Source organism: Paraburkholderia polaris (assembly GCF_012927345.1).
GTDB lineage: Bacteria > Pseudomonadota > Gammaproteobacteria > Burkholderiales > Burkholderiaceae > Paraburkholderia > Paraburkholderia polaris.
In genome coordinates this window covers 16,215-40,016 of sequence record NZ_JABBGJ010000032.1, presented here as the reverse complement: position 1 = coordinate 40,016, position 23,802 = coordinate 16,215, and the positions used below count along the sequence as shown (strand labels likewise).

General features: G+C 61.2%; 19 protein-coding genes. 9 read left to right on the top strand and 10 right to left on the bottom strand.

The features are described 5' to 3' along the window. Positions 1 to 64 precede the first annotated feature (64 nt). A complete protein-coding gene (locus HHL24_RS27390) occupies positions 65 to 766 on the top strand; it encodes a fumarylacetoacetate hydrolase family protein (RefSeq protein WP_169488482.1) in 702 nt (233 codons plus the stop codon). Positions 767 to 969: 203 nt separating this feature from the next. Here HHL24_RS27390 and HHL24_RS27385 read toward each other — a convergent pair whose 3' ends face one another. The 3 genes from HHL24_RS27385 to HHL24_RS27375 are packed head-to-tail and all read right to left on the bottom strand — an operon-like array spanning position 970 to position 4,344. Beyond that, a complete protein-coding gene (locus HHL24_RS27385; protein ID WP_169488481.1) occupies positions 970 to 1,776 on the bottom strand; it encodes an NAD-dependent epimerase/dehydratase family protein in 807 nt (268 codons plus the stop codon). A gap of 32 nt (positions 1,777 to 1,808) precedes the next feature. Further along, positions 1,809 to 2,552: a GntR family transcriptional regulator gene (locus tag HHL24_RS27380; RefSeq protein WP_169488480.1), complete on the bottom strand. Its 744-nt coding sequence runs from the start codon at positions 2,550 to 2,552 to the stop codon at positions 1,809 to 1,811. A 52-nt stretch (positions 2,553 to 2,604) separates the two neighbouring features. After that, positions 2,605 to 4,344: an IlvD/Edd family dehydratase gene (locus HHL24_RS27375; protein WP_169488479.1), complete on the bottom strand. Its 1,740-nt coding sequence runs from the start codon at positions 4,342 to 4,344 to the stop codon at positions 2,605 to 2,607. A gap of 144 nt (positions 4,345 to 4,488) precedes the next feature. Here HHL24_RS27375 and HHL24_RS27370 point away from each other — a divergent pair, with 144 nt between their 5' ends. Then, positions 4,489 to 5,487 (top strand): 2-hydroxyacid dehydrogenase, encoded by a 999-nt coding sequence (locus HHL24_RS27370; RefSeq protein ID WP_169488478.1) that lies wholly within the window; start codon positions 4,489 to 4,491, stop codon positions 5,485 to 5,487. Between the two features lie 41 nt (positions 5,488 to 5,528). Then, positions 5,529 to 6,458, top strand: a complete 930-nt coding sequence (locus HHL24_RS27365) for a dihydrodipicolinate synthase family protein (RefSeq protein WP_169488477.1) — start codon at positions 5,529 to 5,531, stop codon at positions 6,456 to 6,458. 85 nt (positions 6,459 to 6,543) lie between these two features. Here the strand turns inward: HHL24_RS27365 and HHL24_RS27360 are convergent, their stop codons facing one another. From HHL24_RS27360 to HHL24_RS27345, 4 genes are all read right to left on the bottom strand, one after another. After that, a complete protein-coding gene (locus HHL24_RS27360; protein WP_169488476.1) occupies positions 6,544 to 7,833 on the bottom strand; it encodes an MFS transporter in 1,290 nt (429 codons plus the stop codon). Positions 7,834 to 7,866: 33 nt separating this feature from the next. Continuing rightward, entirely contained in the window at positions 7,867 to 9,159 is a 1,293-nt protein-coding gene (locus HHL24_RS27355) for an MFS transporter (protein WP_169488475.1), read from the bottom strand. Between the two features lie 73 nt (positions 9,160 to 9,232). After that, entirely contained in the window at positions 9,233 to 10,540 is a 1,308-nt protein-coding gene (locus HHL24_RS27350; RefSeq protein ID WP_230417588.1) for an MFS transporter, read from the bottom strand. Positions 10,541 to 10,641: 101 nt separating this feature from the next. Beyond that, positions 10,642 to 12,189: a UxaA family hydrolase gene (locus tag HHL24_RS27345; protein ID WP_169488474.1), complete on the bottom strand. Its 1,548-nt coding sequence runs from the start codon at positions 12,187 to 12,189 to the stop codon at positions 10,642 to 10,644. A 236-nt stretch (positions 12,190 to 12,425) separates the two neighbouring features. On the opposite strand from HHL24_RS27345, the gene HHL24_RS27340 reads away from it, so the two are divergent. The 3 genes from HHL24_RS27340 (at position 12,426) to HHL24_RS27330 (ending at position 16,056) form a co-directional block, all read left to right on the top strand. Continuing rightward, on the top strand, positions 12,426 to 13,364 hold the full coding sequence (locus HHL24_RS27340; RefSeq protein ID WP_169488473.1) for an SMP-30/gluconolactonase/LRE family protein: 939 nt from the start codon (positions 12,426 to 12,428) through the stop codon (positions 13,362 to 13,364). Between the two features lie 86 nt (positions 13,365 to 13,450). Further along, positions 13,451 to 13,855 (top strand): heme-binding protein, encoded by a 405-nt coding sequence (locus tag HHL24_RS27335; RefSeq protein ID WP_169488472.1) that lies wholly within the window; start codon positions 13,451 to 13,453, stop codon positions 13,853 to 13,855. 41 nt (positions 13,856 to 13,896) lie between these two features. Continuing rightward, complete coding sequence (locus HHL24_RS27330) at positions 13,897 to 16,056, top strand: malate synthase G (protein WP_407947529.1); 2,160 nt, start codon at positions 13,897 to 13,899, stop codon at positions 16,054 to 16,056. A 138-nt stretch (positions 16,057 to 16,194) separates the two neighbouring features. On the opposite strand, the gene HHL24_RS27325 is transcribed toward HHL24_RS27330, so the two are convergent. Next, the gene (locus tag HHL24_RS27325; protein ID WP_169488471.1) at positions 16,195 to 17,241 is read right to left on the bottom strand and encodes a LacI family DNA-binding transcriptional regulator; all 1,047 of its coding nucleotides are present in this window, start codon (positions 17,239 to 17,241) and stop codon (positions 16,195 to 16,197) included. A 637-nt stretch (positions 17,242 to 17,878) separates the two neighbouring features. Here HHL24_RS27325 and HHL24_RS27320 point away from each other — a divergent pair. Continuing rightward, on the top strand, positions 17,879 to 18,646 hold the full coding sequence (locus tag HHL24_RS27320; protein WP_169488470.1) for an N-acyl homoserine lactonase family protein: 768 nt from the start codon (positions 17,879 to 17,881) through the stop codon (positions 18,644 to 18,646). A 110-nt stretch (positions 18,647 to 18,756) separates the two neighbouring features. Here the strand turns inward: HHL24_RS27320 and HHL24_RS27315 are convergent, their stop codons facing one another. Together HHL24_RS27315 and HHL24_RS27310 are read right to left on the bottom strand one after the other, a co-directional pair. Then, a complete protein-coding gene (locus HHL24_RS27315) occupies positions 18,757 to 20,088 on the bottom strand; it encodes a chloride channel protein (RefSeq protein WP_169488469.1) in 1,332 nt (443 codons plus the stop codon). A gap of 215 nt (positions 20,089 to 20,303) precedes the next feature. Next, positions 20,304 to 20,678: an MAPEG family protein gene (locus tag HHL24_RS27310; protein WP_169488468.1), complete on the bottom strand. Its 375-nt coding sequence runs from the start codon at positions 20,676 to 20,678 to the stop codon at positions 20,304 to 20,306. Positions 20,679 to 21,082: 404 nt separating this feature from the next. On the opposite strand from HHL24_RS27310, the gene HHL24_RS27305 reads away from it, so the two are divergent. Together HHL24_RS27305 and HHL24_RS27300 are read left to right on the top strand one after the other, a co-directional pair. After that, complete coding sequence (locus HHL24_RS27305) at positions 21,083 to 22,303, top strand: MFS transporter (protein WP_169488467.1); 1,221 nt, start codon at positions 21,083 to 21,085, stop codon at positions 22,301 to 22,303. 452 nt (positions 22,304 to 22,755) lie between these two features. After that, the gene (locus tag HHL24_RS27300; RefSeq protein WP_169488466.1) at positions 22,756 to 23,622 is read left to right on the top strand and encodes a TetR/AcrR family transcriptional regulator; all 867 of its coding nucleotides are present in this window, start codon (positions 22,756 to 22,758) and stop codon (positions 23,620 to 23,622) included. The last annotated feature ends 180 nt before the right edge of the window (positions 23,623 to 23,802 follow it).

Sequence of the window (23,802 nt, the reverse complement as noted above, 5' to 3'; positions counted from 1 at the left end):
GTCCTGCACAGCGCATTCGCAAGGCGATATCGTGGGTAGCCCAATACTACTCGCGAGTCTTACCATGACCGAATACTCAGTGACACCCCCCACGATCACCTCCGTTGCTGTCAGCGGCTCGACGAGCCGCTTTCCCGTGCGCCGCGTGTTCTGTGTCGGGCGCAACTACGCAGAGCATGCGCGCGAAATGGGTGCCAACCCGGACCGGGATCCGCCGTTCTTTTTTTCCAAGCCTGCCGATGCCGTGGTGCCGGCGACCGGCGTGCTTCCGTACCCGCCCCTTACCTCCGACTTGCACCATGAGATTGAACTCGTCATTGCGGTCGGCAAGGAAGGAAAGAACATCGCCCCTGAAAACGCACTCGATTTTGTCTGGGGTTATGGAGTCGGAGTCGATCTGACACGCCGGGACCTCCAGGCGACAGCGAAGAAACTGAGCCGCCCATGGGACTGGGCGAAAGGCTTTGACGCGTCTGCGCCGGTGAGCGAGATCAAGCCGGCGTCCGAGTCAGGGCATCCGTCCAGCGGACGGATATGGTTGTCCGTGAATGGCGAAGTCCGTCAACAAGGCGATCTCAGCGAGATGATCTGGCCTGTCGCAGACATCATCAGTTACGTGTCTCAGTCCGTGACTGTGAAGCCGGGAGACCTTATCTTCAGCGGAACACCCGCCGGCGTCGGCGCACTACGCCCAGGCGACAAGGTCACAGGTGGCGTGGATGGCGTTGCGAACTTTAGTTTCGAGGTGGGTCCGCTGGTCGGATGAACGAGGCGCGGAATTAGCCGCAAGATTTGCCCTGCGAACAAGTGTGACCGGCGCGAACCGGGAGGCACTTTTCGCAGGGCAGATCTTGCGTGGACGCGGATGTTCAACGTCCACCTGTTTCTTGTCACTGGGTCATGAAGGATGCGAATTCATGATCGCCTACTATCACGCGACGCAACCGTTCCGACGATGGACCGTCACACTCATTCGACCCGGAGCGGATCACCGTCGAATTCGACAAGGCAGCCGAAGCCGCCGTGAAACAGCGCTTCACGCGCATCTTCCGCCTTTCCCGATGCCGCGATCTCAGCCGCGTACAGTTCGGCATCGTCTTCCGGCACGAAGCCGAGATAGCGCACGTTGGCGTTGTCCCAGCGATTGCGCGCGTTATTGGATACGCCATACACGACCGCGAAGTGGAAGTCCGGATAGTCGATACAGCGGCGCGCCACCTGCACCATGTCGCGATGGCTGATCCATGTGAAAAGATGCCGCGGCGCGGTTGGCCGGTCGTCCGGACGGAATGAGCCGATCCGGATGCACGCAACCGACATGCCATGCTTGTCGGCGTACATCCGGCCAAGCGCCTCGCCAAACACCTTCGAGATGCCGTAGCGGCTATCAGGGCGCGGCTCGACGCTGTTGTCGATCATCCGGTCGCGACGATGAAAACCCACTGCATGGTTCGAACTCGCGAACACCACGCGCTTGACGCCCGCTTGCCGCGCCGCTTCGAACACGTTGTAGCATCCCTCGATGTTCATATCACGGATGCGCTCCCAGCGATCCTCGTCGGGAATGCCGGCGAGATGCACGACGACATCGACACCCTCCATGGCCGGCAGCAGATCCTCCAGCCGCGTGATATCCGCAGTCACGATTTCCTCACCTGCCTGCGCCTCAGCCTGCGGCGCAATATCGGCGAGGCGCAGTGCATAGTGGCCCTGGAAACCGGCGCGGAGCACACGTCCAATGTGACCGGCCGCGCCGGTAATCAGTACTCGAGTCATTGCTACCCTCTCTGTGATTCAGGTAAAAACGCTTAATCGGTTTCGCCCTTCTGTACGGCGTAGCCGACCGAGCGGCGATGATGCGCTTCAAGATACGCATCGCGCGATGGCACCAGGTGCTCCCGGCATAACTTGATCAACGATTCCCGGTCGCCGGTTCGGAGCGCCTCGATCATCCGGTGGTGATCGGCGCGAGCCTTCTCCAGATACTGAGGAAACACGATCGATACCGAACGGATGGCATGCGTACGGCGCTCGTACTCGTGAATCGCCTCGGTTAGTACCTGGCTTTCCGACAACCCAAAGAACGCATGGTGAAAGGCCATGTTCGCGCGGAACACACGCCGCAGATCGCCGGCGATGGCTGCTTCGTCGTGCTCTGCCTGAATTGCCGTTAATGCATCGAGCGCCTCGCTACTGACAGGAAAAACGATGCGCCTCGCCGCGTCTGCCTCCAGCAGTTCGCGCAGCGCATACAGCTCAGTGACCTCGCGCGGCGTAAACGACTTGACCAGCGCGCCCACATTCTTGCGACGCTCCACCAAGCCGCGCCGCTCCACCTCCGCCAGCACCAGGCGAGCGACGTGGCGCTTCAGGTTGAAGCGCTCGCACAGATCGTCTTCCACGAGCCGTTCGCGCGGATGCAGAACGCCAAGGACGATCTGCTCCTCGAGTTCGTCCGAGACGCTGCGCAGCGTCTCGTCGATATTGCGGTCGCGTTCGACCGTCTTCGCAATGGGTGCATCGGCGCGTTTGGGCTTGGCAGCGTTGCTCATAAAAGGGTCCGCAAAATGATCTAACCCGCGAGCCTATACGAAAACATGACCTTTAACCCTTGTTTCCGTTGCCGGGAACGGTCGCCGTAACCTGGGTAGCTTGCAAAAAGTCAAAGTCGCAGCCCTCGTCGGCCTGAGTGATCGTCGTCAGGAAGAGTTTGCGATAACCACGCTCCTCGGGATTGACCTCGCGCGCCGGCAACGCGGCGAGACGAGCGGCAATTTCCTCGTCGCTGAGGGCAAGTTCGATAGACCGTTCCGCCACGCTCAGGCGAATCCGGTCGCCCGTTTGTACGATCGCGAGCGGACCGCCGATAGCCGCTTCGGGTGTGACATGCAGGACCACCGTACCGGACGCCGTGCCGCTCATGCGTCCATCCGAAATGCGCACCATGTCTTTCACACCCAGGCGGCCGAGCTTGCGCGGGATCGGAATGTAGCCGGCTTCCGGCATCCCGGGTGCACCGACCGGACCGATCCGCTTGAGCACGAGTACGTCGTGCGCTTCCACGTCCAGCTCCGGATCGTCGATACGGCGCGCCAGATCCTCCGCGTCCTCGAAGACGACGGCGCGCCCTTCGTGCTCCATCAGGCTGGCGCTCGCCGCTGACTGCTTGATGATCGCGCCGCCCGGCGCGAGATTGCCACGCAACACCGCAATACCGCCTTGCGGGAAGATCGGGCGATTAAACGGGCGGACGACTTCTTGCGGGAAGCTCGCCGGGGCGAGATCCAGCTCCTCGCCGAGCGTACGGCCGGTCACCGTGAGCGCGTCGAGATGCAACAGGTCTTTTATCTCGCGCATGACCGTGGTCAGGCCGCCGGCGCGATGCAGGTCTTCCATGTAGTGCTGTCCAGACGGTTTCAAATCGACGAGCACCGGCGTCTCGCGCGCCATCCGGTCGAGTTGCTCAAGGTCGATGCGAATCCCGAGCCGGCCCGCAATTGCCGTGAGGTGAATGATGCCGTTGGTCGAGCCGCCGATTGCGAGCAGTACCCGCAACGCGTTTTCGATCGCCTTGGGCGTCAGGATGGTTGCCGGGCTCAGGTCCCGCCCGATCATCGCCACGGCCTGCGCGCCAGTGCGCTCCGCAATGCGGATGCGATCGGCAGTCACGGCAGGCGCAGACGCGCCGCCCGGCAGCATGATGCCCAAGGCTTCGGCGATACAGGCCATCGTGCTTGCCGTTCCCATCACCGAACAGGTCCCGACCGTCGCGACGAGCTGATTGTTGACCGCTTCGATCTCGGCTTCGTCGATCTGGTCGCCGCGAAAACTCGCCCAGAAACGGCGGCAGTCCGTACATGCCCCCACCCGTTCACCGCGATGCGAGCCCGTCAGCATGGCGCCCGTCACCAGTTGAATCGCGGGAACGCCCGCCGCCGCCGCACCCATCAACTGGGCCGGGACGGTTTTGTCGCAGCCGCCGATCAGCACCACCGCATCCATCGGCTGGGCCCGGATCATTTCCTCCGTGTCCATCGACATCAGGTTGCGCAGGTACATGCTGGTCGGATGCGAAAAGCTCTCGGCGATCGAAATCGTCGGGAATTCGACAGGCAGTCCGCCAGCCAGCATCACGCCGCGTTTTACCGCCTCGATCAACTGCGGCGCGTTGCCGTGGCATGGGTTGTAAGCGCTGCCCGTGTTCGCGATGGCCACGATCGGACGCGACAGTGCGTCGTCCGTATAGCCCGCGCCCTTGATGAACGCCTTGCGCAGAAAAAGCGAGAAACCTTCATCGCCGTAGTTCGTCAGGCCCTGCCGCAAGCCGGTTTTCTTCTCGCTCATTATCGCTCCTGGATTTCCGTCAAGATTATCAATAATCTTGACGAGAATCTTACCGATACTTATAGTCTGTCTGCAAGCGATTCTTTTGGGTTGCGGTCGATGCCGCATTTCAACGCTCTCTAACAGCATTCCGCCGAGGTTTTCATGAAGCATGTCGTGGCCTATCGTTCGTTGCCTCCTGCCGTGCTGGAGCTTCTTCGTACGCACTGTTCCGTCGAACTGGTCGACGTTTCCTCCGGCGATCTCGCGCCGTTCAGGCGCGCCCTGGGCACGGCTCATGGAATGATCGGCACCAATCTCAAGATAACGCCTGACATCCTCGATGCGGCGCCCTTGCTTGAGGTCGCGTCGACCATTTCGGCCGGCTTCGATGCGTTCGACGTCCCTGACCTCTCGCGGCGCGGCATTGTTCTGACGAATACGGCGGAAGAAGTCACCGAAACCACCGCCGACCTTGTGTTCAGCCTGATCCTCGCGACCGCCCGGCGCATTTCCGAACTCGCCGACTGGACGCGGCGCGGCCAGTGGACGCGTACTATCGGCGAGGCGCAATTCGGTGTCGACGTGCATCACAAAACGCTCGGAATCGTCGGGCTTGGGCGCATTGGCAGCGCCGTCGCCAAGCGCGCCGCCCTCGGCTTCGGCATGGACGTGATCTATTCCAATCGCTCCCGCAACCCTGAAGCCGAGGAGCGCTACGGCGCGCAATGGCGGCCGCTTCCCGAGCTGCTCGCGACTGCGGATTTCGTCTGCGTGCTGGTGCCGCTATCGCCCGCCACCGAACGCCTGATCGGCAGCGCCGAGCTCGGGACCATGAAGCCGTCGGCCATCCTCATCAACTGCGCTCGCGGACAGGTCGTCGACGAAGCCGCCCTCATCGCGCATCTCCGCGAAGGCCGCATTCTCGGCGCCGGTCTCGATGTGTTCGAACGCGAGCCGGTGTCGCCGGACTCGCCGCTACTCCAGTTACCGAACGTGGTAGCGGTGCCGCATATCGGTTCCGCTACGCAACAGACGCGCGAAAACATGGCCATGCGCGCAGTGCGCAATCTCATCGACGCACTCGACGGCCAGTTCTCGTCGACCTGTGTCAATCCCGAAGCGCTCCACGCCCGCTCGTCTGCGCAACAGATCGCCGACTGAATGGCGCGAAACACCCCCACCCCAAGCACAAGGAACACGCGATGACCTCAGTCAACCGGCCCCGCGGCGTCTACTCGCCCGTGGTCACGCCGTTCACAAACGACCTTCTCCCCGATCACGACCGCTATGTCCAGCATTGCCGATGGCTTATCGAACAGGACGTCGGACTCGCTGTTTTCGGCACCAACTCGGAAGCGAATTCGCTCGCAGTCAGCGAGAAAATGAAGCTGCTCGAAACGTTGGTTGGCGCGGACATTCCGGTCGATCGCCTGATGCCGGGCACCGGCTGCTCGGCACTCACCGACACAGTCGAACTGACACGCCATGCGCTTTCGCTGGGCGTGAACAATGTGCTGACGCTGCCGCCGTTCTTCTACAAGGGCGTGACCGACGAAGGCTTGTTCCGCAGCTATGCGCAGATCATCGAGCGCGTGGGTTCGGACGCACTGCGCATTTACCTGTATCACATCCCGCCCGTGTCCCAGGTGCCGCTCAGCCTCGCGCTCATCGAGCGGCTGCTCGCTGCTTTCCCGGGTGTGATCGCCGGCGTGAAGGACAGCTCGGGCGACTGGAGCAACACACAGGCCATGCTCGAGCGCTTCCAGCCGCACGGCTTCGATGTGTTCGCCGGCAACGAAAACTTCCTGCTGGCCACCATGCGTGCCGGCGGCGTCGGCTGCATCACGGCAACCGGAAACGTGAATCCGGCGGCTATTGTGCAGTTGTATCGTCACTGGCAATCGACTGACGCCGATGCCCAGCAGGCAGCGCTGGATGCCACGCGCGCGGTGTTCGCCAGGTTCCCGATGATCCCTGCGCTCAAGGCAGCAATCGGCGTCTATTCGAACGATCCCGACTGGGGCATCGTACGTCCTCCTCTCGTCGATCTGACGCCGGTGCAGCGCGATGCGCTCGCCACCGCACTCCGCGAAATCGGCTTCTCCATGCCGGGACTCAAGGTCCCCGCCTGATGCCGTGAAGAAACACCCGCCGGTTGCATGCGCAACCGGCGGGTGTTTCATAGCCGTAGAATCGACTCGAAAGAACGAACGATGCTCACGGGACCGATCCTGCGCCGGCGTGCACTGTCGCAGACGGGCGGCTCTGGATAAAGAACAGCATGGCCAGCACACCGGCAAAATCAATCAGCGATCCGAACAGAAAAGCGCTGTGATAACCGCCGAAATACTGGATCAGAAAGCCGGTCAAAGCGGGGCCTATTATTCCGGAGAGGTTGCTCAGAAAATGGATGAACCCGCCTACGCCGCCCTGACGGCGCAATGGAATGATCTCGTGCTGGATTGCCCAGATTGACTGGCATGACGCAGTCAGAAACAGCAGCGCGCCGGCGATCAGTGCGACCGCCACCGGCAGCGTGCCGGCCGACGTGATGCTCGCTACCGCGACACCTGACAATGCAAGCGGCAAGGTCGCGACGATCTTGCGCGCCTTGACCGGATCATCCATGCGCTTGTAAATGAAGTCACCTGCGAGGCCACCGCCGAAGTAACCGATCGCGCCGCAGATCCACGGAATCGACATGACCACGCTCATCTGGCGCAATCCCAGATGCAATTCGCTGGTGAGGTAACTGGGCAGCCAGGAGATAAACACGTACTGCGTGTAGTTGACGGCAAACAGGCCCGCACCCAGCGCAAGCGTGCTTGGCCGGCGCAGATAGGAAGCGAGGGTCGTGCCGTCGTCTTCGACGTTGCGCACTTCCGCGGCCTTGCGGCTTTCGTCGATCAGCTGCGTCTCATGCAGGCCGACGCGGTGGCTCTGATGCGGCTTGTCCGTCACAAGGATGCGCCAGCACACAAGCCACAAGAAACCGAGCACGCCGATCACCACAAACGACACACGCCAGCCGAACATCACGGCCGTCAGGCCAACTACCGGTCCCGCAATCGCGTTGCCGAGCGTCTGGCCCGAAAACGTGAAGCCGATTATGGTGGCCGTTTCGTGGCGGGGGAACCAGTTGGAGATGGTGCGATTGGTGTTCGAACTCATCGGTCCTTCGCCAATGCCAAAGAACACCCGGCACACCAGCAGCGAAACGAATCCCGTGGCGGCGGCGGTCAGCCCGCAAAATAGCGACCAGATACCCATGGCCCACGAGAAAACGCGCATCGTTCCGAATTTGTCGGAAAAATAGCCGCCGAGGAACGAAAAAATAGAGTAGCCGACAAAGAAGCTGCTAAACACGATCCCCAATTGCGATGGAGACAGGTCGAGCGTCTTGCCGACGATCGGCGCCACAACGCCGAGCGCCGCGCGATCCATATAATTGATCGCGCCTGCTGCGAACAGCAGGCCGGCGACTACGTAACGGTATTTACCATTCATGGCACGGACTCCTTGCGTGGCAGGACAGGCCGCTTAGGCGGCGGTGGTATGCGTTTCAACTGTCTCGCCTGCGGCGCGCCGGCCGATGACCAGCAGCATGGCCAGCACGCCGACCAGATCGACCGCTGCGCCGAGCATGAAGCCGCTGCTGTAACCGCCAAAGTACTGAACCGCCAGACCCATCATGGTCGGACCGACGATGCCCGAAATGTTGCTGATCAGGTGAACAAAGCCGCTTACGCCCCCAAGATGCCTGCCCGGCACAAGCTCGTGCATGATGGCCCAGCACGCTTGCGACGAAGCTGTCAGGAACAGCACGGCGAACGCGACAAGCAGTACCGCGGGCGTCACGGAATCGACCATGCTCACGCCCACCAGGGCGAGACCCGACAGCGCGAGCGGCACGATCGCCGCGACCTTGCGCGCCAGCAGCTTGTTGCTCATGCGCTTGAAACACGCATCGGCGAGCAGGCCGCCGCCGAAGTATCCGATCCCGCCGCATGCCCATGGCACTGCGCTCAGAATGCTCATGTGCTTCATGTCCAGATGCAGCGCGTTGGTGAAATAGCTCGGCATCCAGGAGATGAACACGAACAACGTGTAGTTCACCGCGAAAAGGCCGACGCCAAGCGCGAGCGTGCTCGGACGAAACAGGTAGCTGCGCAAGGGCGTGCTTTCGTCGCCGCCTTCCGCCGGATGCGCCGCGCTACGGCTCGCTTCGACCATTTCGCGTTCGGCCTCGCCGACCCGTGCGCTTTGCGCCGGCCTGTCGGTCGCGAACATGCGCCAGGCGACGATCCACACCAGCCCGAGCGCCGCGATAATCACAAACGACGTGCGCCAGCCGTAAGCAATGGCAATCAGTCCGACCACCGGCCCAGCGATCGCACTGCCTACCGTCTGGCCCGAAAACGTAAAGCCGACCATGGTCGCGGTTTCATGCCGGGGAAACCAGTTGGTGATGGTCCGGTTGGTCGTCGAATTCATCGGGCCTTCACCGAAGCCAAACAGCGCCCGGGAAACGAGCAGCGTGCCGAATCCAGTCGCAGCCGCGGTCAGGCCACAGAGAATGGACCACGTCCCCATCGCCCAGGAGAAAACCCGGCGCGGTCCGTACTTGTCGGCGAGTTGGCCACCGACGAAGGCGAAGATGGAATAACCGAAGAAAAAGCTGCTGAACACCACGCCGAGTTGCGACGGTGAAAGACTCAGCTCCTTGTTGAGGATAGGCGCGACCACGCCAAGCGCCGCGCGGTCCATGTAATTGATCGCGCCCGCAATAAACAGCAGCAACGCGACAACGTAACGATACTTCCCAGTCTTCATGTTGCCTCTATTCCATTTAAATAAGGATACCGAACGTTATTATCTGGCGCTTCTCTCGAGCGCCATGTAGGTACTACTTGTTGACAAGCCTGGCGGGAAGCTGCGTCAAGATGAGACATGCGGACACGATCAGCGACCCCGCGATCAGGAACAGGCTCGAATCAAGTGAATGCGTGACCGTCTTCAGCCACCCGACCAGCGCAGGGCTTACGAATCCTGCGAGATTGCCCGTCGAATTGATCAATGCAATGCCGGCGGCGGCGCCGGTGCCACCGAGAAAAGACGTGGGCAACGCCCAGAACATGGGTAAGGCCGTAATCACGCCCGAAGCGGCAAGCGTCAGGCCAAGCAACGCAATATAGGTATTGTTGCCCGCGTAGGCGCACATCACGAAACCCGCGGCCGCCATGCATTGCGGCAGCACGACGTGCCAGCGGCGTTCACGCGTGCGGTCCGCATGGCGGCCGACCACAATCATCAAAATCAAGGCGGCCAGATAAGGCACGACGGTGAGCAGGCCAATGGTGAAGGCGTCCGTGATTCCCGAACTCTTTATGATGGTCGGCTGCCAGAAGCCAACCGCATAAGAGCCCATCACGATACCGAAGAGAATCGTGCACAAGGTCCAGACTTTGAGCGACGTGAAGACCTCGCGCACGGAACCGTGGCTTTTGGTGCGGGCTTCCGCATCGATTTCCGCTGCAATGAAGTCGCGCTCCTCAACCGACAACCACTTTGCGTCCTTTACCCGGTCGTCGAGGAACCAGAAAATGATGGCTGCGAGGATCAGCGCGGGGATGGCTTCCAGAATGAACAGCCACTGCCAGCCGGCAAGCCCCGCGTTGCCCGCCAGGCGCTGCATGATGAAGCCCGATACCGGGCCGCCGACAATGCCCGCCACCGGATTGCCCGCCATCAGGAAAGCGATCATCTTGCCGCGCCGGTGCGATGGATACCAGTAGGTGAGATACAGCACCAGCCCTGGGAAAAAGCCCGCTTCGGCCACGCCCAGAAAGAAGCGCAATACGTAGAACATCGTGGGTGTGGAAACCCACGCGGTCGCGGCCGAGAGCACGGCCCACGTGAGCATGATCCGGGCGATCCAGCGGCGCGCGCCGAGCCGGTGCAGCAGCAAGTTGCTCGGCACTTCGAAGAAGAAATACCCGATGAAAAAGATACCGGCGCCGAAGCCGTACATCGCCTCGCTGAAGTTCAGATCGCTGAGCATCTGGAGCTTGGCGAAGCCCACGTTGACCCGATCCAGATAGGCCACCACGTAGCAGATGAACAGCAAGGGCATGAAGCGCCAGGTCACTCGCGTGTAGATCGAGTTGCTTTCTGCGCTGTCAGGTATTTGTATTGCCGGGGTTTGGGTACTCAAGGGCTGTCTCCGCTACTTTGTTCGACTAGCTACAGGGCGGCGGTTTTACTTATGGATGTAAATGACCGTTCGCCCTCGCGATGCGCTGGGCCACTGCGGACTCAACTCATAATGCCGATCTGCCACGGCACGAATTCGTGGTCACCTAGCCCGAGCATTTCGCTCTTGGTGCGCTCGCCCGACGCGGCTGCGAGAATAGCGTCAAAGATTTTCTGACCCGTGCTCTGGATCGACGCAATGCCATCCAGGATCCCGCCGCAATTCAGATCCATGTCTTCGGTCAGACGGGTGTACATCGGCGTGTTGGTGGCGAGCTTCAGCGATGGCACCGGCTTCGCGCCGAACATCGAACCGCGCCCTGTGGTGAAGGCAATCAGATTCGCGCCGCCCGCAATCTGACCCGTCGCGGAGACGGGGTCGAAACCAGGTGTGTCCATGAATACGAGTCCCGATTGCTTCACCCACTCGGCGTATCGATACACTTCCATCAGCGGCCCAGTGCCGCCTTTCATTGCTGATCCAATCGACTTTTCGAAGATGTTCGCCAGTCCGCCCACCTGATTGCCAGGGCTGACCTGGCCGTTGATCTGAACGTCGCGACCGACCGAATACTCGTCTTTCCACCAGCGGATCCGCTCAACGAGTTTCTCGCCGACTTCGCGGCTGACCGCACGCCGCGTGAGCGTATGTTCCACGCCGTAGATTTCGGGTGTTTCGGAGAGGATGGCCGTGCCGCCATGACGGACCAGCAAGTCCATCGCCGCGCCAAGCGAAGGATTTGCGGTGATCGACGAAAAGCCGTCCGAACCGCCGCATTGCAGACCGATCTTCAGGTGGCTTGCCGGAACCGTCGTGCGCTTCACGCGATTGGCGTCGGGTAGCAGCGCCTGTACCGCAGCAACGCCCGCCTCGATGGTCCGGCGGGTGCCGCCGTTCTCCTGCATGATGAACGTGTGCAGCCGCGAATCAGCCTTCAGACCTTCCTGATCCATCAGTCCGGCCAACTGGTTGCGCTCGCATCCCAGCCCGACAATCAGCGCCGCGGCGAGATTGGGATGGCGCGCGTAACCCGCCATTGTTCGGCGCAGCAGTGCCATCGGCTCACCGCTCATCTCCATACCGCAACCGATCGAATGAGTGAACGCGACCACGCCATCTACATTGGGGTAGTCCGCCAGCCGTTCCGGCGTGAACCATTCGGCGATCCTGTGTGCGACCGTGGCCGAACAATTGACTGTCGACAACACGCCGATGTAGTTGCGCGTGGCAACCTCGCCGTTGTCCCGCACGATGCCCTGGAACGTGGCGCGCTCGGCTTCGGGCACCATCTCGACGGGCCGGTAGTCCGCGCCGAATGCGTAGTCCCGGTCAAACTCGCGGAACTCGAGGTTATGGCTATGCACCATCGTGCCTGGCGCAATATCCGTCGCGGCGAAACCGATCACCACGTTGTATTTGCGAACCGCCTCGCCTTTTTTGATGGGCATCGCGGCGATCTTATAACCTGCGGCCACCTGGCTGCGGCAAACAAAATCTTCCGATGGAACCGGCGTTCCGATTGCGACGTCGATGCGCGCAATCACCACATTGTCAGCGGGATGCAACCGAATCACTGGTCCGGTTACGTTCTTGCTCGTCATCTCAGTCATCAGGCATTGCCCTTCTAAAAATTTTGCGCCGGGCGGTCAAAAAAAGAGGGCGAGAGTAACCGCTTTCTTACATAACCGATACGGCCGATGCGCCACTACTTGAACCCCAACGATTTCAAGCATCTTATGGCACTTCGATTGCGAATTCAAGAGAAAGCGCTTACTTGATTTCCTTTATACTAGCGGTCGTGCCGCCGCATGGGCGCAAATGCCGGGTACCCGAACAGGAGATTGAGATGTGGCAACAAGCTGAGCGATACCCCGATCCCCGGGTGATTTCGCTAGACCCTTCCTTCGATAAATTCCGCGTGGCCTTTTCGGCTGTCGAACGGCTGGCTACCGGCTACCGGTGGACCGAAGGTCCGGTCTGGTTCGGCGATGGGCGTTACCTGCTCTGGAGCGACATTCCTAACAACCAGATGCTGAAATGGGAGGAGGAAACGGGCGTGGTCAGCGTGTTCCGGAAACCTTCCAACTACGCGAACGGCAACACCCGCGACAGGCAGGGGCGGCTCGTTACGTGCGAGCACGGCCGCCGCGTCACCCGTACCGAGTACGACGGCAGCATCACCGTCCTTCTCGACTCCTTTGAAGGCAAGCCGCTGAATTCCCCCAACGACTTGGTAGTGAAGTCGGACGGCTCCATCTGGTTCACCGATCCGCCGATGGGCATTTCTGGGCACTACGAAGGAATCAAGGCGGAGCAGGAACTCCCGCACTCCGTATATCGGATCGATGGCGTGACGGGCGAAGCGTCCGTGGTCACTCGCGACTTGAAAGGGCCGAACGGCTTGTGCTTTTCACCCGACGAGAAGTTGCTCTACATCATCGAATCGCGCGGTGTGCCCAACCGGATGATTCACGTTTATGAAATGGACGCGGACGGTCGCGGAATCGGTAGAGGACGGGTGTTCTACGACGCGGGCGTCGGCACGATCGACGGAATGCGCGCGGACATCGACGGCAATTTGTGGTGCGGCTGGGGCATGGGCAATGACGAACTCGATGGCGTCATGGTCATTTCGCCACAAGGAAAAATGATTGGCCGGATCGCCCTGCCCGAGCGCTGCGCGAATTTGTGCTTTGGCGGACGCGCACGTAACCGGCTGTTCATGGCGTCGTCGCAGTCCATTTATGCGGTGCACGTCAACACGCAGGGCGCGCTGGGTGGATAACCCGGTTCGCCGCGAAACGTATCCTGGCCACCGGCCCGCGCCGGTGGCGACACTTCACTTCGAAACACACACTTGATAACCCTGACATGCAAAGCAAACCCGTATTGACCGTTGTAGAAGCGACCCGAATTCTCGAAGCCGCGCGCGCGGAAGCAGAGAAAAACCAGTGGGCAGTCACCATTGCCGTTGCGGATGACGGAGGCCACCTGCTGGCCCTGCTCCGCCTCGACGGCTGTGCGCCGATCGGCGCTTACATCGCGACGGAAAAGGCGCGTACCTCAGCGCTCGGCCGACGTGAATCGAAGCAGTACGAAGACATGATCAACGGCGGCCGGACCGCATTCCTGAGCGCACCGCTGGCCGGCGCACTGGAAGGCGGCGTCCCTGTCGTGGTCGACGGGCACGTTGTGGGCGCAGTCGGCGTGTCCGGGGTCAAGCCGGATCAGGATTCGCAAGTGGCCAGAACCGCAGCAAACAGCCTCAACGGCTGATTGATTGATATTTGAAACTGTTGGAGCACATGATGGGTGAAATGATCGAGCGAAACGGGCTGCGTGTTGCGGCTGTTCTCAGCAAATTTGTCGACAATGAGGCGTTGAGCGGGACCAGCATCGATAGCGAGGCGTTCTGGAAAGGCTTCGCTGCCCTCGTCCACGACCTCGCGCCGAAGAACCGCGCGTTGCTCGCAGAACGCGATCGTCTGCAGACGGAGCTGGACCGGTGGCACCGCGCAAATCCGGGGCCGGTGCGCGATCTGAAGGCATACCGCGCATTTCTCGAGGGCATCGGCTATATCGTGCCGGCGAGCGCAGCCGTTAAGGCGACGACTCAGAACGTCGACACCGAAATCGCCGCGCAAGCCGGCCCGCAACTCGTCGTGCCGCTCTCGAACCAGCGCTACGCACTCAACGCCGCGAATGCGCGCTGGGGCAGCCTGTACGACGCGCTTTACGGCACCGACGCCATCCCCGAAACCGACGGCGCGGTGCGCACCGCTTACTTCAACGTAGTCCGCGGCGCGCGCGTGATCGCGCGTGCCCGTGCCTTCCTCGACGAAGCCGCGCCGCTCGCCAACGGCTCGCACGTCGACGCCATCGCGTACCGCGTGGAATGCGGCAAGCTCGCCGTCACGCTCAAGAACGGCTCGTCGGCACTGAAGGTTCCCGCGCAGTTCATCGGCTATCAGGGCGACGCTGGCTCCCCTTCCGCCGTCCTGCTCAAGCATCACGGCCTGCACTTCGAGATCCAGATCGACGCAACGGACTCGATCGGCAAGACCGACGCCGCGCGCGTGAAAGACGTACTGATGGAAGCGGCCGTCTCGACGATTATCGATTGCGAAGACTCGGTTGCCGCCGTCGATGCCGCCGACAAGGTCCAGCTTTACCGCAACTGGACCCGCCTCTCGAAAGGCGATCTGACCGAGCAAGTCACGAAAAACGGCAAGACCTTCACGCGCCGCCTGAACGCCGATCGCAACTACACCGCGCCCGATGGCTCGACCGTGAAGCTGCATGGCCGCTCGCTGCTGTTCATCCGCAACGTGGGGCATTTGATGACGAATCCGGCGATCGTCGACCGCGACGGTCATGAAATTCCCGAAGGCATTCTGGATGCCGTGATGACATCGCTGGGCGCGATGCACGATCTGCAAAACAAGCTCAATTCGCGGACCGGATCGATTTACATCGTCAAGCCGAAGATGCACGGCCCAGCCGAAGTCGCGTTCGCCAATGAGCTGTTCGGCCGCGTCGAAGATCTGCTGGGGCTGCCGCGCCATACCATCAAGATGGGCATCATGGACGAGGAGCGCCGCACGAGCGTCAACCTGCAGGCGTGCATTGCGGCGGCTTCGGCGCGCGTGGCGTTCATTAATACGGGCTTCCTGGATCGCACTGGCGACGAGATGCACAGCGTAATGGAAGCGGGTCCGATGATGCGTAAGGGCGATATGAAATCGTCGGCGTGGATCGCGGCATACGAGCGTAATAACGTGCTGGCGGGCTTAAGCTCGGGATTGCGCGGACGCGCGCAGATCGGCAAGGGCATGTGGGCGATGCCCGACCTGATGCACGCGATGCTCGAACAGAAGATCGCGCATCCGAAAGCGGGCGCGAACACGGCTTGGGTGCCGTCGCCAACTGCCGCTACGCTGCACGCGCTGCACTACCATCAAGTTGACGTTCAGGCCGTGCAGCAGGAGCTGGAAACGACGGGCTACGACAGCGTTCGCGATGAACTGCTCGATGGCTTGCTGACGATTCCTGTCGTCGAAAAGGCGCAGTGGTCGGAGGAGGAAATCCGCGAGGAAATCGAGAACAACGCGCAAGGGATTCTGGGTTACGTGGTGCGCTGGATCGATCAGGGCGTCGGATGTTCGAAGGTGCCGGATATTCACGATATCGGTCTGATGGAAGACCGCGCGACGCTGCGCATTTCGAGCCAGCACATTGCGAACTGGCTGTATCACGGGGTGGTGTCGGAAGCGCAGGTGAACGAAACGTTCAAGCGCATGGCGAAGGTGGTGGACGAGCAGAACGCCAACGATCCTCAGTACCAGCCAATGACCGGTCACCTGGACACATCGCTCGCGTTCAAGGCGGCGAAGGCGCTGGTTTTTGAAGGACGGTCGCAGCCTGGCGGGTATACGGAACCATTGCTGCACAAGTTCCGACTTGGCGCGAAGGGCTAGGCGCAGATCGCAGTCGAAACCGTGGGCCGATTCCCGTATGCATCACGGCCCGCCACCGTCGTCCCGCGCACCCGTGCGTTTGGCAACTGGCGGCGGGAGTTCGTGTTTCCTTAAGGCGCCACGCCGTGCGCCGCCGACCTAGATGTTGCGAGGACGCGCCGTCGTGCCGCGCACGATCAGGTCGGTCGGCACGATGTACTGCGAACTCACCGGCCGCCCTTCGATCCGGGCAAGCAGATACTCGGCGCTGCGCGCGCCGATTTCATCGGCCGCGAGCCGCATGGTTGTCAGCGGCGGCGACGTGAAGCTGGAAAACTCAATGTCGTTGATGCCCGCAATCGACAGGTCGCCCGGCACGTCGATACCCGACTCGCGCGCCTCAGCCAGCGCACCGATTGCAAGCAGATCGGTGCCGCAAATTACGGCCGTTGGACGCTCGGAGCCGTTCATCAGCGCCTTCATCGCCATCTGGCCTTCAATGATCTTATGCGGCATCTCGATCAGATGTTCGTGGCGCAACTGCAGCCCGCGCAACTGTAGCGCCGCGCGCACGCCGCTGATGCGATCAGCCGCGCGATCGCTGTGCTGCGTCATTTGCGTAATCATGCCGAAGCGCGTGTGCCCGAGATCGAGCAGATAGTCGGCAAGGCGACGGCCGACCGCCACGTTGTCGAAGCCGACATACGGATGATCGTGATCGACTGTCCAGCCATTGACGAGCGGAATCTGTTCCTTTTCGATCAGTTCATAGAGCGCGGGCGAGTGGCTGCGGCCCACCAGCATCAGCCCGGCGATGCCGTCCGCGATGAGGGCGCGGACCTGCTTCAGCTCGTCTTCCTGGTCGTAATACGAGCATCCCAGCAGCAATGTATAGCCGGCCTCGCCGATGCGCTTTTGCAGCGCGAACACGCCGATCGCGAAGTTCTGGTTTTCCAGCGATGGGATCACCGCCCCGATCGTTTTCGAGCGCTGCGATGCCAGCGCGCGCGCCGCAGCGTGGGGTGTGTAGCCGAGTTCCCGCGCGATGTCGCGCACGCGGTTCTGCAGGTCAGCCGCTACCTTTGCGTTGCCGTTCAATACGCGCGAAACGGTCGCGGTCGATACCCCTGCCGCGCGCGCGACATCCGCCACGGAAATCGCATTCGATTTGCGACGCGGCGCTCTCTTCTTTGTTTCTTTGGTCAACTTGCATCCTGCCCGGTGTCGAGGCGCACCATCGCGCCTTTCCTGTGCGGCATACTATAACGCGGCACCTTGTGGAATGGCCACCGTCGGGCGCGGGCCTTCGATCAGTTGCACCATGTTGCAATGACTGAGCCACGTGAAGAGGTGGCGCGGCACCGAACACCTTCAATCCGCTATAGCGGCTGTCCAATTGCGGCGCGACGACATTGCCGATCATGCGTTCGCATCGATGAAAATCCTACCGCGTGATTCAAGCTCGCGAACATCACGCGTTTGACCCCGGCCCTGCCGCGATGCTTCGACGAAGTGATGGTGACGTTCGATGTTCATGTCGCAAAGCTCCAAGTCACAGGCACGCGCCGGCCGGTGTTCGCTCAAGTACGCAAGTTAAGTAATCGCTTTCTCTTCACTTGAGGTTTCCGGGCATCGCTTAGTCAAAGCGCGAAGATCTCGACGCTGTTTAGGGGAAATTTAGGGGAAAACCTGAGCGAATTCAAGAGAAAGCGCTTACTCAGCTGCCCCACAATTGCCCTATACTGTGACTTCGCGAAACGTCTTCCCCCTCAACACGGCCCAGATTCGGCCAGGCGGGCACCCGGCGCCAGCACCATGTACACAGTGGAAGCGAGACTCAGGCATGACATTCACCATCGTACCGATCCGCTGCGGCGATATCGTCAATCATGAGCGATCGTGCTTTTTGTACCGCAAGAACTGCGGTTCCGCGCGCCTGCATGCGCCGTGTATCGCGTGGCTGCTGCGCAGCGCTCATCATACGATCGTCGTCGATGCCGGGCCGGGCTCCCGCTCACGCGCACCGCAGTGCTACATCGAGACGGATGCCGGAATCGACGACCTGTTGCAGTACGGCCTGGCGCGCGAAGGCGTCGACCCCGCTTCCGTCGAACTGGTCATTCTCACCCACCTGCATAACGACCACGTCGGCGGCGCGCGGTCGTTCACGAACGCGCGCTTTCACGTTCAGGAAGCGGAGTTGAAAGAGGCGGTCTGGCCGGTGCCGTTCCAGCGTCCGATCTACGAAACCAATCAGCGCGGCCGCACGCCACCGTGGGTGGACATTCTCGACCGAATGGACGTGGCGTTCGGCGACGCCGATGTGGTGCCGGGCATTCGCGTGTTGCGCTTGCCGGGACATACGGCAGGCTCACAGGGTGTGCTGGTCGATACGCAGGCAGGACCGTATCTCATTGCGGGCGACCTGATTCCGCTCTACGAGAACTGGCCGGAGGACGGCAGCGACCCGGTTCCGAACGGCAACCACACCGACCTGCGCGCATACGACGAAAGTTTCCGCCGCATCGCCGCGCTTGGAGCAACAGTGCTGCCGGCCCATGAGCCACGGGTTTTCGAGCGCAAGATGTATCCCCCACAGTCGAGCCGCTAAGCGGTCGGCTCTCCTGGCGCTCCCTCTTCAGGTGAAACAAAACACCCCGTGAAGCCTTAGCGCTTCACGGGGTGTTTTGTTTTCGGGCTGTCCAGCAAAGGCAAAAAAGTCTACCGGGCTTTGCCCGCCCCACCCCAATTAAAACCAGAACCCAACTGCATCGCCGGCGCCCACTTCGCGCACGCCTGAAAACTCAACGCAGCACCGCCGACGGCAAACAGAACCGGAATCAGAAAGTCATGACTCACTCGGGTAAATTCAAAGACGAGAACCACAGCCGTTATCGGCATCTGCATCGACGCAGCCAGAAACGCCGTCGCACCGACAACAGCAAACCCGCCTAGAGAAGCCCCCGGCCAAAACAGACTCCAGGCTCCGCCGAGCACGATCGCCAACAATGCGCCATTCGCAAGCCCTGGCGTCAACAGACCGCCTTCAGCACCCGCACGCAAACTACTCGCGGTAATCACCACCTTCAGCACCAGCAACATCGCCGCGAGCGTGATGGTCAGGTTGCCGTCGAACGCCAGTCCCGCAGGCCCTTTGCCATTGCCGAGCAGTTGTGGAAAGTGCATCGCCAGCACGCCGATGATCGCGAAGTTCAACAGCGACAACACCGGCAAACGCCAATCCTTTGGCGCGTCTGCACGCGCGCGCTTCGTCAGTTCTGTAAAACCCCACGCCGCAGCACCGAAAATCGGCCCGCATACCACGGACCAGACCACCAGCGATGTGCTCAACGTCAACGACGGCACCAGATACTGATGTTCGTTACCCAGACCGGATTGCGCGACCAGCGCCCCCACCGCCGAGGTGACGACCGCCGGCACCAGCGCCTTCCAGCCGAATGTGCCCAACAAGACTTCGAGCACAAACACCGCGCCGCCGAGCGGCACGTTATAAACAGCAGCCAGGCCCGCTCCCGCACCGCACGCAACCATGATCCGGCTCTGCTCGACCGATAGGCCCGCGCGATGCGACAGCCAGCCGGCCAATGCCGAACCGATCTCGCGCGGCGCGACTTCGCGCCCTAGCGGCGAGCCGAGTGCAACGGTCACAATCTGCAGCAACGCATGCGCGATGGTGCTCAGTACCGGCATGCGCGGATCGTCGGATTTGACGGCCTGTCGAATGCTCACGAGCGGCCGCCCGAAGCGATATACCGACCACCAGCCGAGCCCGGCCACCAGTCCGCACATCGTCAGGATGACCAGGCGACGCTCAGGCGCCGCGTCGGTGACACCTTCCAGAAAGCTCTCGCTGCTGATGACATGCGTCACGCTGTAACCGTATGCGAGGTGCTGAATGCCGTGCAGCAGTAAAGCGAGCAACATGCCGCCGAGACCAGCGCCAATGCCGGTCAGCAACGTGACCGCGGCCAACACCGCAAGGGGCTTTTGCCCGCGCCGCACAGGCGCTGAAGTAAGTGATTTGAATGACATGGTGCGTCGAGACCGGCGACATTAACGGGATGGCAATCATCTTATTCCGCGTCGCAACATGAATCCAATTGATTTTTCTGCTCGACTGATGCGTTACCCGCATATATCGCAGCCACCGGCTTCGTTCGGCCGAAACGCAAGGGCTTGAACCCGTCCGGATCGTGGGAACCGACGGCGCGCGCGTCCGTCGGCATCGCCCCACTCTGCGCCTTACCTCAGTTCACTGACACGAAAAACATCGCCACCACACACGCGACACCGACGAACCACACGAGCGAGCGCAACGACGCCAGATTCGCCACATACAGCACGCCATGCAGCACGCGCGTGACGACAAAAGTAATCGCCAGCCAGTTGATCCACGGACTCGAACCGCCTGCCTGCCCCGCGACGACGATCGCCGCAGTGAACATCGCCAGTGCTTCCCACGCGTTCTGATGCGCAGCGTGAGCACGCGCTCGCCAGCCTTCGAGGCTCGCGAGATAAGCGCGCGGCGCGCCATTGTCGTAGCGCTTGCTGACCTTCGCCAGCATGGTCCACGGAAACGGCAGCGCCACCACGATGAGCAGGCATAGATGCGGAATCGTCATTCGTCAGTCTCCTTGTATGCGCGGCGCGAATGCCGCGAGCCGCTGTTATACCCGCAGGCATCCGGCACCGCCAACCTGAATCCCACGAGTGCCGCCTCTACCGGCACTCGAAATCCCGCAGTCAGATTGACCGGATTGCCGCTCGAAGACGCGACTAAACATTACAAATAACAAACGAAGCATCACACACGATTAATACAATAATTACATTTACCAAACATTCCGCATGCAGTGAGATTCAGCACGAAATTCGCCCAGGTATTAATACGGATAAACGCGGGTTCAATCATGCAAGCGTTTAACGCTCGGCGTACACTCCCTCGAAGCCCACAGCACAGGGCGCACGGGGCTGCAGAGCCGCCCGTCGTCAAACACGGGTTATTAGCGACTCAGGAGAACAATCAATGAGCTGGACACGGGAACAGAGAAACGTCACGATCGCCGCCTATCTAGGCTGGACTCTGGACGCATTCGATTTCTTTCTAATGGTATTCGTATTGAAAGATATCGCGGCGGAGTTCAATACAAAAATCCCCGCGGTTGCCTTCGGCATTATGCTGACCCTGGTCATGCGTCCAGTCGGCGCATTGATTTTCGGCTGGCTCGCCGACAAATACGGCCGTCGTCCCACGCTGATGGTCAACATCGCGTGCTTCTCTCTGCTGGAATTGCTGTCCGGCTTTTCGCCCAACCTGACCACCCTGCTCGTGTTGCGCGCGTTGTTCGGCATCGCGATGGGCGGCGAATGGGGCGTGGGCGGCGCACTGACGATGGAAACCGTGCCGCCGAAATCGCGCGGCATCGTCTCGGGTCTGCTGCAGGCCGGCTATCCGAGCGGCTATCTGCTCGCCTCGGTTGTGTTCGGCGTCTTCTATCAATACATCGGCTGGCGCGGCATGTTCTTCGTCGGCGTGCTGCCGGCGCTGCTCGTGCTGTATGTGCGTGCGCACGTGCCGGAGTCGCCCGCCTTCAAGACGCTCGAGAAGAAAACGCGTCCGGGTCTCGTCGCCACATTGAAGCAGAACCTCGGGCTGTCGCTCTACTCGATCGTGCTGATGACCGCGTTCAACTTCTTCTCGCATGGTTCGCAGGATCTTTATCCGACCTTCCTGCGCGTGCAGCATGGGTTCGACGCGCATACCGTATCGTTGATCACGATCACGCTGAACATCGGCGCGATCTGCGGCGGTCTGTTCTTCGGCTTCATCTCCGAGAAGATCGGCCGCAAGCGCGCGATCTTCATCGCCGCCTTGATCGCGTTGCCGGTGTTGCCGTTGTGGGCGTTCTCGTCCACGCCGGTGCTGCTCGCCGTCGGCGCGTTCCTGATGCAGATCTCCGTGCAAGGCGCATGGGGTGTGATTCCGGTGCACCTGAACGAAATCTCGCCCGATGAAATTCGCGCGACGTTCCCGGGCCTCGTCTATCAGCTCGGCAATCTGATCGCGTCGGTGAACGGCCCGCTGCAAGCGAGCGCCGCCGAAGCGCACGGCAACAACTACGCGCTGATCATGGCAGTCGTGATCGGTATTGTGGCGGTGGTGATCGCGGCGCTGATTCCGTTCAGCCGCGAACGCCGCGGCATCGACATGACGCAGTCGGCGAAACAGGTCGCAGCAAGCGTCTAAGGAAGTCCCCCGCCCCGAAGGAAGTCCCCTTGCGGGATTGGGGGATGGGGGCATCGGGAGACAGCTTTAAGCGTTCGAACTAAACAGCTATTTCGCCGGCGCGTTATCGGGCACAATAGCTGCAAAGGCGGCTCGAACCGCCACGAGCAACGCAAACGCCAGTAAGCGCAAAGCTGGCGTCAGAAAACAAACGCAAGGCCAAACACAGGTAGCAAGCAATACGAGGCCGTTCCGATTTCGATCGGAACGGCCTTTTTTATTTCCGCGCGGTTTGACGGGCCCGCGCGCAATGGAAAGACGGACCTTCGTCAGGTCTTCTAGAGGAGTTAGTCCACATAGGGCCCTTGATCGCATTCCCCATCCTTCTTTATCCTGAAAAAAAACGGCTGTTTCAAATAGTCATTTGAATCGCTTGTTTGCGGGCCGGATGCCCGGCAACTGGGAGACGCAAAATGGCAGTTCGCACAACAGGCCGGCATGCCGGCGACACGAAGTCCCGCATCCTCGACGCCGCCGAAACACTCTTTATCGATTGCGGCTATGAGGCCATGTCCCTGCGCCAGATTACTTCGCGTGCCGAAGTGAATCTCGCGGCAGTCAACTATCACTTCGGCAGCAAGGAATCGCTGATTCACTCGATGCTGTCGCGCCGCCTCGACCGGCTCAATCAGGAGCGGCTCAAGCTGCTCGACCGCTTCGACGACATGCTCGGCGAGCGTCTGACCTGTGAGCACGTGCTCGGCGCCATGTTCATTCCCGCGCTGCGGCTGTCGCGCGATCCGCGCATCGGCGGCAAGGCGTTTCTGCGCTTGCTGGGCCGCGCTTATACGGATCCGTCAGCGTTCATTCGGGACTTTCTGAATGCGCACTACGAGTCGGTGGCGGTGCGCTTTTTCGATGCCTTCCAGCGTGCCCTGCCGCATCTGCCGCGTGAAGAGCTCGGCTGGCGTCTGCACTTCGCAATCGGCGCACTGTCCGGGGTGCTCGCCGGCACCGATACCGACAGCCTGATTTCGGAGTTCTCGCAAGGCAAGTCGATGAACGATCTGCAACTGATTGCGCGTCTCGCTTCGCTGATGGTGGCCGCGCTGAAAGCGCCCTTGCCCGACGGCTCGCAACTGGCCACGTTCGCCGCCGTGCTGGGCGACGCCACCGAAGGCGGCCCGGAAGGCCAGGTGGAAGGCGCAAACCCGGTTGCGGGCACGCCGCAGGCGTCGGGCGGATTTGAACCGTCAGGGCCGGACACTTCGGACGGTGAACGCCGCGGTGGCAACGTAGAGGCGAGTTCGTTTCAGCCCGCGTTGCACGGCACGGCTTGAATCGGACGGCGCGGGCGGCGCTGCCATAGGCCGTCCGCGTGCAAACAAAACATCATGAATACCGCACATCCGAGCAACACGTCTAAGTCCCGCACCTAAGCAACGTCACGCTGTCGAACTGCAGACACGACACGGAAAACGAAGCAGGCGCGACTCGAAAGCCGCTCATGAGCGCCTGTA